General features: G+C 59.4%; 10 protein-coding genes and 1 tRNA gene. 7 read left to right on the top strand and 4 right to left on the bottom strand.

The genetic code is table 11. The features are described from left to right. Positions 1-1,756, top strand: a 1,756-nt coding sequence (locus tag GSQ80_RS23555; protein ID WP_371315754.1) for an OB-fold nucleic acid binding domain-containing protein, incomplete at its 5' end; no start/stop codon positions are given. Between the two features lie 202 nt (positions 1,757-1,958). Then, positions 1,959-2,402 (top strand): hypothetical protein, encoded by a 444-nt coding sequence (locus GSQ80_RS21705; RefSeq protein WP_158789724.1) that lies wholly within the window; start codon positions 1,959-1,961, stop codon positions 2,400-2,402. A 2-nt stretch (positions 2,403-2,404) separates the two neighbouring features. On the opposite strand, the gene GSQ80_RS21700 is transcribed toward GSQ80_RS21705, so the two are convergent. Continuing rightward, on the bottom strand, positions 2,405-2,854 hold the full coding sequence (locus GSQ80_RS21700; RefSeq protein ID WP_371315753.1) for an SIS domain-containing protein: 450 nt from the start codon (positions 2,852-2,854) through the stop codon (positions 2,405-2,407). A 354-nt stretch (positions 2,855-3,208) separates the two neighbouring features. Next, positions 3,209-3,301: transfer RNA gene (locus GSQ80_RS21695), tRNA-Ser, on the bottom strand. A 190-nt stretch (positions 3,302-3,491) separates the two neighbouring features. On the opposite strand from GSQ80_RS21695, the gene GSQ80_RS21690 reads away from it, so the two are divergent. Further along, a complete protein-coding gene (locus tag GSQ80_RS21690) occupies positions 3,492-4,784 on the top strand; it encodes an APC family permease (RefSeq protein WP_158789723.1) in 1,293 nt (430 codons plus the stop codon). A 69-nt stretch (positions 4,785-4,853) separates the two neighbouring features. On the opposite strand, the gene GSQ80_RS21685 is transcribed toward GSQ80_RS21690, so the two are convergent. Further along, complete coding sequence (locus GSQ80_RS21685) at positions 4,854-5,408, bottom strand: inorganic diphosphatase (protein ID WP_158789722.1); 555 nt, start codon at positions 5,406-5,408, stop codon at positions 4,854-4,856. A gap of 299 nt (positions 5,409-5,707) precedes the next feature. Between GSQ80_RS21685 and hemE the strand changes: the two genes are divergently transcribed. The 4 genes from hemE to GSQ80_RS21665 all read left to right on the top strand — a co-directional run bounded on the left by hemE (position 5,708) and on the right by GSQ80_RS21665 (position 10,722). Continuing rightward, positions 5,708-6,835 (top strand): uroporphyrinogen decarboxylase, encoded by a 1,128-nt coding sequence (gene hemE / locus GSQ80_RS21680; protein ID WP_254059886.1) that lies wholly within the window; start codon positions 5,708-5,710, stop codon positions 6,833-6,835. 15 nt (positions 6,836-6,850) lie between these two features. Continuing rightward, entirely contained in the window at positions 6,851-7,948 is a 1,098-nt protein-coding gene (locus GSQ80_RS21675; protein ID WP_158789720.1) for a ferrochelatase, read from the top strand. Positions 7,949-7,957: 9 nt separating this feature from the next. Then, the gene (locus GSQ80_RS21670; protein ID WP_158789719.1) at positions 7,958-8,911 is read left to right on the top strand and encodes a radical SAM protein; all 954 of its coding nucleotides are present in this window, start codon (positions 7,958-7,960) and stop codon (positions 8,909-8,911) included. Positions 8,912-9,099: 188 nt separating this feature from the next. Next, the gene (locus GSQ80_RS21665; RefSeq protein WP_158789718.1) at positions 9,100-10,722 is read left to right on the top strand and encodes a cellulose synthase family protein; all 1,623 of its coding nucleotides are present in this window, start codon (positions 9,100-9,102) and stop codon (positions 10,720-10,722) included. A 59-nt stretch (positions 10,723-10,781) separates the two neighbouring features. Here the strand turns inward: GSQ80_RS21665 and GSQ80_RS21660 are convergent, their stop codons facing one another. After that, the gene (locus GSQ80_RS21660; RefSeq protein ID WP_158789717.1) at positions 10,782-11,771 is read right to left on the bottom strand and encodes an outer membrane beta-barrel protein; all 990 of its coding nucleotides are present in this window, start codon (positions 11,769-11,771) and stop codon (positions 10,782-10,784) included. Positions 11,772-11,949 lie beyond the last annotated feature (178 nt).

Raw genomic sequence — 11,949 nt, 5'->3', positions numbered from 1 at the left:
AAATGCTGGGTTCGACCTCAAGCATCCACGCATCGCGAAGTATCTCGAACTCTGTATGCGACTGCAAGACTTGCCACGTCACCTCGGCCAGCATTCGGGCGGTATGGTCATCTGTCAGGGCCAGTTGAACTGCGTTGTGCCGCTTGAACGTGCGTCCATGCCCGGTCGCACCGTTGTCCAATGGGACAAGGAAGACTGCGCCGATCTCGGCATCATCAAGGTAGACCTGCTCGGCCTTGGGATGATGGCCGTCCTGAAGGAATGCATCGAACTGATACCTCAGCACTACGGAGAATCCATAGATCTCGCCCAACTGCCGGAGGATGAGGATGTTTATAAGGTCTTGCAACAGGCGGACACCGTAGGCATGTTCCAGGTGGAAAGTCGCGCACAGATGGCGTCTCTGCCCCGAAACTTTCCGACACGCTTTTATGATCTCGTCGTACAAGTCGCCATCATTCGGCCCGGCCCCATCGTCGGGAAGATGATGCACCCCTATATGCGGCGGCGTCAGAAGAAAGAGGAAGTAACGTATCCGCATCCATCGCTGGAACCCGTACTCGAGCGAACGCTAGGCGTCCCTCTATTCCAGGAGCAACTGTTACGCATGGCGATGGTAGTTGCCAACTTTTCTGGCGCGGAGGCGGAAGAGTTGCGTCGCGCCGTAGGAATGCGGCGGTCCTGGGAGCGGATGAAGAATCTCGAAGGCAAGCTCCGCGCAGGCATGACGACCAACGGACTTGATGCAGCGACCCAAGAGACCATCATTCAGAACATCAGCTCATTCGCGCTGTACGGGTTCCCTGAATCCCACGCGGCTAGCTTCGCCCTAATTGCGTATGCTTCGGCCTACCTTAAAGTGAAGTACCTCGCCGCATTTACCTGCGCGATCCTGAATAACCAACCAATGGGTTTCTACATGCCCGCGGTCCTGGTGAAAGACGCGCAACGTCACGGATTGCGCGTGAAGCCAATCGACATTCAGGTGTCCGATTGGGCTTGCACCATCGAACATGAGGGCGATGGTTCGCTCTCGTTGCGAATGGGCCTGGGCTACGCGAGGGGTCTGCGGCGTCAGTCCGCGGGGGCCGTCGTTACGACTCGTTCACACAACGGCTACTTCCGCTCAGCGGAAGACCTCGCGTTGCGCGTTCCTGCTCTCAACCGAAAAGAGCTGACAGTGCTTGCGCGGGTGGGTGCTCTTAATAAACTAGATGGAATTGAGCATCGCCGTGATGCTCTATGGCAGGTAGAACGCGCCGGCAAACTGGAAGGACCACTGCTTAGACAGAAAAGCGAGTGGCTCCGGGAAGCCTCAAATTCTTTACCACTGGAACAGATGAATACGGAGGAGCGTCTAGTCGCCGATTACGCCGGGACTGGCCTCACGGTTGGGAAACATCCCATGCACTATCGACGACAGGAATTGCAGTCGAGACATGTGCTCTCGGCCGCGGAGCTTCGCCGCCGCCGGGATGGTGAGTTTGTGAAAGCGGCGGGATGCGTCATCGCCCGCCAGCGGCCCGGTACAGCCAAGGGTTTCATCTTCATCTCGATGGAAGACGAAACCGGCATTGCCAACGTCATCGTGACGCCCGATCTCTATGAACGTGATCGTCTGACAGTTGTGCGCAGCAAGTTCCTGTTGGTGGAGGGTATTCTGCAAAATCAGGATGGCGTGATTCACGTGAAAGCTACGAGGCTGACTGCACTAATCGATAGCGCGATGGAACTGCGGTCACATGACTTTCACTGAGACTTGGTCCGCGGGTAATTTTCATTTTGCCTCGATCGCTGTTTATCCACAATTAAGCAAAAGTCCCTGCGCTGATTGAGGGCTGATGAGCGGTGCACCAGCATAGGTCCTCGAAACGCGATTCTCGCCAGTTTATTTCCCAAACTGGTCTTGATCGAGGAACTTGTCAATATCGCGCAACTCAAAAACTCTGGAGTACACCATGGCTGAAGCTCATATTCAAATTGAAGTAGGTAAGGTGAAGTTCACGGCTGAGGGTTCGCCCGAGTGGGTAGATAAGAAATATGAAGAGTTCCTTCGACACATGACTGAATTGCAGCGGCTACTTCCAGCAACTTCGCAGGAGGAACCTGAGGATAGAAAGTTAGTAGGCGATCAATCTAGCGTGCCTTTAGCTATTTATCTAAAGCAAAAGAATGTTGGCGCAAATCAAAACAACCGCTTTTTGGCTGCGGCCGTTTGGCTCAAAAGTAAGGGACAAAATACCATCAAAACCACAGAAGTGGTGAAGGCCTTGGCTGAAGCTCAACAGCAGCGCTTAGGGAATCCTTCGGACATTCTCAATCAGAACGTCAAGAAAGGCTTCTGCGTAAGAAGTGGCGATGGGTTCTACGTGACGCCTGAGGGTGAAGCGTCGCTGAGATAGCACTACTCCACCGTGACGCTCTTGGCGAGGTTTCTGGGTTGGTCTACGTCGCAGCCTCGTCTTACGGCTATGTGGTAGGCGAGGAGTTGGAGGGCGACTACTTCGAGGATGGGGAGGAGGAGCTCGTGGGTTTGGGGGATGTGGATTACGTGCTCTACTAGCTGCGAGATGTGGGTGTCGCCTTCGATGGCGATGGCGATGACGCGGCCGGAGCGGGCGGTGACTTCATGGATGTTGCTGAGGGTCTTTTCGTACTTGAGGACCGAGCTGGGGTCGTTGGGGTCTTGCGTGGCGATGCAGACTACGGGGAGGGTTTCGTCTATTAGGGCGTTGGGACCGTGCTTCATCTTGCCGGCAGGGTAGCCTTCGGCGTGGATGTAGGAGATCTCCTTGAGCTTGAGCGCGCCTTCGAGGGCCAAAATAACGGCTCTCCCGACCGAACTTTGCATCAAAAAAGTCCGCTTTCGCTGGCGATTTAGCAGATTCTCTGGCTGGAAACCGACGATCAAAGAGTACTGGCGGTCGGAGAGTCATACGAACCTCCGATAGAACTTTTGTTCCATTGAGAGTTCGAATTCACCTCTCGTCTCGATCGAGATTCGAAATCTCAGTGGAGCTTTCTACTCACTTCCGGATGAGACCGCCGAGACCCACTGTGCAGAGAATGGGCCCGTAAACACAGGGGATTCGCATTCTCCGTTTCTCTCCACATTCTCCGCTATATAAACAGAAAAGGCCCAATTTCCGGCGAAACTGGGTACTTCGCAGTCTTATAAGTTGCTGATTCTAGAGTACTTAGGTCAAGCTGGCGGAGAGTGGGGGATTCGAACCCCCGATAGAACTTTTGGTCCTATAACGGTTTAGCAAACCGCCGCCTTCAGCCACTCGGCCAACTCTCCTGCGGGGTAGAGCTTGATTATAGCCTGTGACCCCACACCGCGGCGAACCGCCCGCGCACCCGCACCCATTTAGCGATACATTGCAAGGAGCATCGCCCCACACTCAGTTTCGGAGAATGCCGCCATCGACCTCGCGACACACCCGTCCGCCACGCGGCCCTTGCACCGTAGCTTCCCTGCCCGAAGCAAGATGCGTCTCCTGCCGCTGCTCGGAGCAACGTATTTCATGGTCGCCGGCGGCCCCTATGGCCTCGAAGACATCATCGGCAAAGCCGGCTACGGGCGGGCGCTCCTCCTGCTCGCCATCATTCCCCTCATCTGGAGCCTGCCTACCTCGCTCATGGTCGGTGAGCTGGCCAGCTCCATTCCAGCGGAAGGCGGCTTCTACGTCTGGGTTCGCCGCGCCCTAGGCCGTTTCTGGGGCTTTCAAGAAGCCTGGCTATCGCTCGCCGCCAGTGTCTTCGACATGGCTATCTACCCCACCATCTTTGTCCTCTACCTGGGCCGCCTCGCGCCTGCATGGACGGCAGGCAATCTCGGCGTCTTCTGGAAACTTGCCGTCGTTCTCGGATGCACGCTCTGGAATCTCACTGGCGCCAAGGCCGTGGGCCAATCTGCGGTCGCGCTCTTCTGCGTCCTGCTCGCGCCCTTTGTCATCCTCATCACCGCGGGTCTTTGGACGTGGCACGGCCACGGAACCGGCGCGCTGCTGCAATCCGTCGGAGTTCCCGATCTCGCCGGCGCCATCTCCGTCACCATGTGGAATTACATGGGCTGGGACAACGCCAGCACGGTCGCGCAGGAGGTAGAGGATCCGCAGCACAACTATCCTCGCGCCATGCTTGGAGCCACCGCACTGGTCGCCTTCACCTACATCCTCCCGCTCCTGGCCGTTGCCCTCGCCGGCCTTGCACCCGACCAATTCTCCACCGGTGCGTGGACAGACGCCGCGCATATCCTCGCAGGTCCTCTGCTTGCGCTCGCCGTCGTTGCGGGTGGGATGATCAACGGCGTCGGCATGTTCAACCCGCTCATGATGAGCATTACCCGTGTGCCCTTTGCGATGGCGGAAGACGGTCAGGCGCCGGAGGTCCTTCTGCACCGCACAAAGCTCGGCGTGCCATGGGTGAGTGTGCTGGCGTGCGCGGCGATCTGGGGTCTCGCGCTACGATTCACCTTCGAGCGTCTCATCTCCATAGACCTCGTACTGTATGGCGCTTCGCTCATCCTGGAGTTCGTCGCGCTCGTCGTCCTGCGCCGCCGCGAGCCCAATCTTCATCGTCCCTTTCGCGTTCCGGGAGGCATGTCCGGAGTCATCGCCGTCGGCATCGGGCCCACCCTTCTGATTGCCTTCGCCCTGTGGGCCGCGCGCAACGAGCAAGTCCTCGGCCTCAATGCCCTGCTGTTTGCCGCGACGGTAGGCATCGCCGGAGCAGCAGTCTACGGCGTCACTGAACTAGTCCGCCGTCGCACCCAAGCCTGAAAGCAAAGGCGGCTCGCGTCTGTAGCTTCCGCCACAATCCACAAGCCGCCATCACGCCAAAAACCTTCGCTAAGCTTTGGCCTTCTTGTCCTCGGCCTTAGCTTTCCTGTCCTCAAACGCTGCCATAGACTTGTTGATCAACGCGCGCGCCGCGGCTGCATCGCCCCATCCCCGCACTTCGACCCGCTTCCCTTCAAGGTCCTTGTAGATCGAAAAGAAGTGCTTGATCTCCCGCAGAATATGGGGATAGATCTGCGAGTAGTTGGCCACGTCCGTATAGCGAGGATTGCCCTCGCCCACGGCAAGAATCTTCTGGTCCGGCTGTCCCTGATCGATCATATCCAGCACACCGATCGGCCGAACCTGCAATACGCATCCGGTAAAGCTCGGCGAGTCCACCAGCACCAGCACATCCAGCGGATCGCCATCCTCGGCGTATGTGCTTGGAATAAAGCCATAATCCCCGGGATAGTGCACCGGCGAAAACAAGTTGCGATCCAGGCGAAAGACGTGCAGTGTCTTGTCATACTCATACTTATTGATGCCATCCAGCGGAATCTCAATGACGGCATTCACCAGCTCGGGGGCACTCTCACCCACCGGCAGTTCAAGGTAATTCGGCATATAGTTCGGGGTCTCTTCTTCTCTCTGCGATTTCAAACCAAGCGATTCGCAACCATGCCGCCGAGCCCAGCGTGTCGAACACAATCCGCGGAACCGGCCAGTGATCACAGACACAGTGCGATGTCTCCTTAACAGTCTACCGTCAGTCTGCAGGCCAGGCATCCCGCGCCACCGATCGCCTGCCTGTGAGGCCCATTTGCTGCATCACATCCAATGAAACCGCCCGCCAATCGCCCGGCATCACTCCGTCCGAGCAGCGCCAGATGCTAGGCTGGAAGATGGGAGTTTGATCCACCTTGATCGAGTCAGAAATTTACACAAAATCGACCGGCACCAGCCTGCATCCCGAGGGCAGCAGCCGCTTCGTGCGCGCTTGTCTCCGCCAACCTGTGGACCGCACGCCCGTCTGGTTCCTCCGCCAGGCCGGCCGCTATATGCCTGAGTACATGGCCGTGCGTAAGCATCACTCCCTGCTCGACATCTGCCGCACCCCCGACATCGCCGCCGAAGTCACCATCACCGCCGCCGAACGCCTCGACGTCGACGCCGCCATCATCTTCGCCGACCTCCTTCTTCCCCTAACGCCCATGGGCCTCGACTTCGAGTTCGTGGCCGGCGAAGGCCCTCAGGTCCACACCCCCATTCGTTCCCTCGAGCACATCCAGGCCCTCCGCACCGACCGTGCAGATGAACTCAGCTACGTTGCGCGCGCGATAGAAAAAGTCGCCGCCCACTTCTCCACCCCCCGCTCCGACGGCGACCGCCTCGGCATCATCGGTTTCTGCGGAGCGCCCTTCACCCTCGCCAGCTACATGATCGAAGGCGGCAGTTCGCGCAACTACGTCGAGGCTAAGAAGATGATGTATGCCAACGACGGCGCGTGGCCTCTCCTGATGGAGAAGCTCAACACGGTCCTTGTCGCCTACGCGCAGCAACAAGTCGAAGCTGGCGCCGACTGCATCCAGATCTTCGACTCCTGGGTCGGCTCCCTCTCCGTCACCGACTACCGCCAGTACTGCCTCGCCCCCACCACCGAGCTCGTGCAGCGCGTCAAAGCTCTCGGCGTCCCTGTCATCTACTTTGGAGTCGACACCGCCTCCATGCTTCCCGCCATGACCGAAACTGGAGCGGATGTTCTGGGATTAGACTGGCGCATCCCCCTCGATGAAGGCTGGCGCTCCATCGGCTACGGCACCGCCGTCCAGGGCAACCTCGACCCCATCACCCTCTTCTCCCCGCTCGACGTCCTCGAGTCCCGCGTTCGCGAAGTCCTTGCTCTCGCCGCCGGCCGCCCCGGACACATCTTCAACCTCGGCCACGGCATCGTACCTGGCACACCCGTCGACAACGTCATTCAGGTTGTCGAATGTGTCAAGCAGTTCGGCGTCGCCAACGCGCTCCATTCGATCTCCGAGGCCCGCCATTAAATGAGTGGTGAATCCATGAGCCAGCGCACCGCAATTCTCCTGCTCGCCCACGGCACTCCGGACAAACTCAGCGAGATGTCCGAGTATCTGCAGAAGGTCACCGGCGGCCGCCCAATGCCGCAGGAAGTCGTCGAAGAACTCCAGCACCGCTACGCGCAGATCGGCCTTACAGAAACCAAACCCGGCCTCGGCGATGACCGCCTGCCCGTAGGCCCTCCGCTCACTCACTGGACCCTCCTGCAAGCCCGCATGCTGGGCGAACTTCTTGGTCAGCCCGTCTACGTGGGCATGCGGAACTGGCATCCCTACATCGCCGACGTTGTTGCGCAGATGCGGGCGGACGGCGTCAAGCATGTGCGCGTCCTCTGTCTCGCGCCCCAGAACTCCCGCACCTCCACCGGCCTCTATCGCCGCGCCCTCATGGCCGCCGTCGGCGAAAGCTTCACCGTAGACTTCATCGCCGGCTGGGCCGACGAACCACTCCTCGCCCAAGCCTTCGCCGAGCGCATGTGGCCAGCCTGGGCCGAAGCCTGCGCCGTCACGGAAACCCGGGTGCCCATCCTCTTCACCGCGCACGCTGTCCCCTGCCGCACCATCATGTCCAGCGTGCCCGCAGCCCAGTCCGAACAGAAGCCCGGCGGCCCCGTCCCCGCTGACGGCATTCAGCACTACGGCGCCGCCCAGAAACCCGACCCCTATCCCGTCGAATGCAAGCAGACCGCGCTCGCCATCGCCGCCGCCCTGCGCCCCGTCGGACTCACCGACGATGACTGGTTCTTCGCCTTCCAATCACAGGGCATCGCCGGCGCTCCCTGGATCGGCCCCACTGTCCCCGACACCCTCAAGGCGCTCGCCGACGCCGGCCACAAAGCCGTCGTCCTCCAGCCCGTAGGCTTCCTCTGCGATCACGTCGAGATCCTCTACGACATCGACATCGACTTCAAGCAGCAGGCCGCAGCCCTCGGCATGCAACTTACGCGCGCCGAGAGCCTCAACGCCTCTCCCACCCTCATCCGCGCCATCGACAGCGCACTCCGTCGCGCCTACACCCGCCTCGACCCCAACGCCGTCCCCGAGCCAACGCGCGGCCGTCCCGCACATACCAAAGCGTAAAATCTAACTATGGGTATCACACGCCAGCAAGCCCTCGACTGCTTCGCCTCCGACGACCTCATCGGCATCGGTATGGAGGCCGACGCGCTCCGCCGCATCCTTCACCCCGAAGGCGTCGTCAGCTACACCATCGACCGTCTCGTCGACTGCTCAAACCCCGACCTCGACACCGCGTACGCCAACGCTCGCAAGTCCGTAGACATGGGCGCAACCGGCCTGCTCGTCCCGGCAATCACCCAGCAGCAGGTCACTCTCGACCACTACGAAGAGCTCTTCACCGGCATCAAGCAGCGTTTTCCCGGAATCCAGCTGCACGGCCTGTCGGCGACTCAGATTCTCGCCCTCGCAGCCGCATCGCAAATCTCCTTGCGCGACACGATTACCCGCCTGCGCGATGCAGGTCTCGATTCGATCGCAGGCAGCGCGGTGATTTTCAACGACGAGGTTCGCAAACGCGCTGCCCCGGACAAGTGCACCGCAGCGGATTGGGTCAACGTCCATCGCACCGCACATCAACTCGGCCTGCGCACCAAGGCGACCATGATCTTCGGCGTCGGCGAGACCTTCGCCGACCGAATTGACCATCTCGAAATTCTCCGCAGCCTCCAGGAAGAAACCGGCGGCTTCACAGCCTTCACGCCACTGGCTGCGCAGGCCAGCACAGCAATTATTCCGAGCGATGTCTCCGAGCCCACAGCAGTCGAGTACCTCACCACCCTCGCCGTCAGCCGCCTCTACCTCGACAACATCCCCAACCTCCAGGGCTCCTGGGCCACGCAAGGCCTCAAGGTCCTGCAGATGGGCCTCCGCTTTGGTGGCAACGATGTCGGCTCAGTTCTCCTCGAAGAGCGCTTCGGCAAACCGGGCGGCGCAACGGAAGAAGAGCTTCGCCGCATCATCCGCGAAGCCGGCTTCAAACCCGTCCAGCGCGACACCCTCTACCGCACCATGTTCCTCAACTAACCCACCGCCGTACCGATCGAACCCTCCTCTCGATCGCAATGGCGTGCGGAACACCAATCTCCGTGCCGACACGGCAACCCGCTCGACCTGACCAACTATCTCAACCAACAGAAGCGCATCGCGTAAAATCGAAGCTCACACCTTAGCAACCGGAGAAATTTCTGCTCAGCCAACTCAATGCGCTCGCCATGCTCCTCACCTCGCGCGGTCTAGGGCACTATTGGAAGACGCACTACGCTGATCACACCTTCCGTAACGTCTATCGCTGGAACGCCTTCGACATCAGCCTCCTCATCCCCTACTTCCTGGTGATGATCATCCTCGCCTTCTACGGCATCCATCGCTACCAGCTAGTCTGGCTCTACTACCGCAACAAGCGCAACGAGTCCCACTCCAACCTTCCCCCTTCCACCTTCGCCGAAGAAGATCTCCCCTTCGTCACGATCCAGCTCCCCATCTACAACGAGCAGTTCGTCATCGACCGTCTCCTCGACGCCTGCTGCCGCCTCGACTACCCTCGCGACCGCTTCGAGATCCAACTTCTCGACGACTCCACCGACGAGACCGTCGGCGTGGCCTCAGCCATGGTCGCGCGTTTCGCCGCCGGCACCCAGGGCCTCGACCCCCAGCCCGTCTACTATCTGCACCGCACGAACCGCCACGGCTACAAAGCCGGCGCGCTTGAAGAAGGCCTCCGCACCGCCAAGGGCGAGCTCATCGCCATCTTCGACGCCGATTTCGTCCCGCCTCCCACCTGGCTCCGCAGCGTCGTTCACCACTTCTCCGAACCCGGAGTCGGCATGGTGCAAACCCGCTGGACGCACCTCAATCGCAACTACAGCTTCCTCACGCAAGTCGAAGCCATCCTCCTCGACGGGCACTTCGTCCTCGAACACGGTGGCCGCTCCCGCGCTGGCGTCTTCTTTAACTTCAACGGCACAGCCGGCATGTGGCGCCGCCAGGCCATCGACGAAGCCGGCGGCTGGCAGCACGATACCCTCACCGAAGATACCGACCTCAGCTATCGCGCGCAGCTCAAAGGCTGGAAGTTCAAATACCTGCAAGACGTCGAGTGCCCCGCCGAGCTCCCCATTGAGATGACCGCCTTCAAGACCCAGCAGGCGCGTTGGGCAAAGGGCCTCATCCAGTGCTCGAAAAAAGTTCTCCCCAACGTCTTCCGTTCCGACGTCCCCTTCCACACCAAACTCGAAGCCTGGTATCACCTCACCGCGAACATCAGCTATCCTCTGATGATCATCCTCTCCGTGCTGCTCATGCCCGCCATGATCATCCGCTCCTGGCAGGGTCCGCTGCAGATGATGCTCATCGACTTCCCGCTCTTCATGGCCTCTACCATGAGCGTCTCCACCTTCTATCTCGTCAGCCAGAAAGAACTCTACCCGCGCACCTGGTACAAGACCTTCCTCTACCTCCCGTTCCTCATGTCGCTCGGCGTCGGCCTCTCGGTCACGAACACCAAGGCCGTCCTTGAAGCGCTCTTCGGCATCAAGAGCGCCTTCGCCCGCACTCCCAAATATCGCGTCCAGTTGAAGGGCGAAAAGTCGCAGGCCAAAAAATATCGCAAGCGCCTCGGCATCATCCCCTGGATCGAGCTCCTCATCGGCTGCTACTTTGCCGCGACGATTTACTACGCCGTCTCCACCGAAAACTACTTTACGGTTCCCTTTCTCATGCTCTTCGTCCTCGGTTACTGGTACACCGGTCTACTGAGCATCTTCCAGGGCCTCTTCGAACGCAAGGCCTCCGATGGCGACGAGATCCACGAGAAACCCTACCCCGTCGGCGTCTAGACCCGCACAAAGAAGAGGCCCGCAATCGCGGGCCTCTTTCTTTTAAGCTGCTTTCCTTCTTAGAACCGTATTCCAACCGTGAGCGGAAGATAATCTGTTTGATTGCTATTCGCCGGATAGAAATTCGTCGTGCTGTCGGTTATCGTGGCAAGGCTTTCTGGCGTGTTCACAATGCCGGGGCGGTACTTGTTATTGATGAACACATACCGCATTTCCACGTACAAACGGGCATGCGAGTCGGGCGAAAGCTTATACGTAAACCCAACGCCTGCGTCGAATCCTGGCGCATTCGATGTGTAGGAATCCAGGTTGTAGTTCGCGTAGTAAATACCGCAATAGTAGTAGCAGATAAACTGCGCACTCGGCAGCGTAAAGTTCGCAACCTTGTGATAGAAACCAAAGCCTACCTTCGCATACGCTTCCACCGTACCGCCCGTGTTAATCGTGTAGGTCGGCTGCACGGAGAACGACCAGATGTGGCTGTTGCCATCCAGCAGATTATCCACCGCGCCCTCGCCGAACAGATAATCGTAAATGCCAATCTGGTTGTCGAGCGTACCCTTGGTGAATCCGAACTGATCCCAATCAAACTCCAACGGGATCGCGATGTGCTTATTGAGGCGCGGCCCCACACCTATCTGGATGCTGAAGTTCGGCGTTAGATAATTCGACGTGTTGGCAATCGGCACCGTCGCGCCCGCGCCGCCATACGCCGTCCACTTCAGCGAGTCATCCTCATTCGTGCCATTCGGACGGTATCCCGGCCGAGCAGTAGACTGCGCATGGCCTCCCCCCGCCCCCGTGATCATCTTGCTGAAGTCCGGCAGCGGCGCAACCACAAGCGCCTCCGTTTGTTCAGCCGCACTCGACGAATAGGCTGGGCCACTAGGGTCACTCACGCCCGAAGCCGCAAAGTTACTCTGAGCGCTCATCATTCCGGCGCCAGCGCCAACCACCGCCGCGACTGCCAAAACACGCCGCGCAACACGAGAGAGGTACGACCCAGACCACCCGCGCGGATTCTCTGAGAATTCGATAAATTTCAACATATGGACTCCTGTAAGTCAGCGGCCAGGAACAGCAAGCAGCTACCGAACAAGCGTCTCCGCTGTACCTTAGGCCGTCTGATGAATCGGCAGTCTTATCACCGTACTCCCTTGGACGAGGATTTTTTGCCGCAGGATTACTTTTTTCGTGCCGTGAGTGCCTGCAAACCCATCTCGCCCC

The organism is Granulicella sp. L46, assembly GCF_009765785.1.
In the GTDB taxonomy this organism is placed as follows: Bacteria; Acidobacteriota; Terriglobia; order Terriglobales; family Acidobacteriaceae; genus Granulicella.
Note: the sequence above shows the minus strand (reverse complement) of the source record. Positions and strands in the feature narration are given on the sequence as shown.

Excerpts from the sequence above, each read along its gene's own strand:
- GSQ80_RS21685 (WP_158789722.1), bottom strand. The coding sequence starts at position 5,408 with ATGCCGAATTACCTTGAACTGCCGGTGGGTGAGAGTGCCCCCGAGCTG.
- GSQ80_RS21665 (WP_158789718.1), top strand. The coding sequence starts at position 9,100 with ATGCTCCTCACCTCGCGCGGTCTAGGGCACTATTGGAAGACGCACTAC.
- GSQ80_RS21670 (WP_158789719.1), top strand. The coding sequence starts at position 7,958 with ATGGGTATCACACGCCAGCAAGCCCTCGACTGCTTCGCCTCCGACGAC.
- GSQ80_RS21705 (WP_158789724.1), top strand. The coding sequence starts at position 1,959 with ATGGCTGAAGCTCATATTCAAATTGAAGTAGGTAAGGTGAAGTTCACG.
- GSQ80_RS21675 (WP_158789720.1), top strand. The coding sequence starts at position 6,851 with ATGAGCCAGCGCACCGCAATTCTCCTGCTCGCCCACGGCACTCCGGAC.
- GSQ80_RS21690 (WP_158789723.1), top strand. The coding sequence starts at position 3,492 with ATGCGTCTCCTGCCGCTGCTCGGAGCAACGTATTTCATGGTCGCCGGC.
- GSQ80_RS21660 (WP_158789717.1), bottom strand. The coding sequence starts at position 11,771 with ATGTTGAAATTTATCGAATTCTCAGAGAATCCGCGCGGGTGGTCTGGG.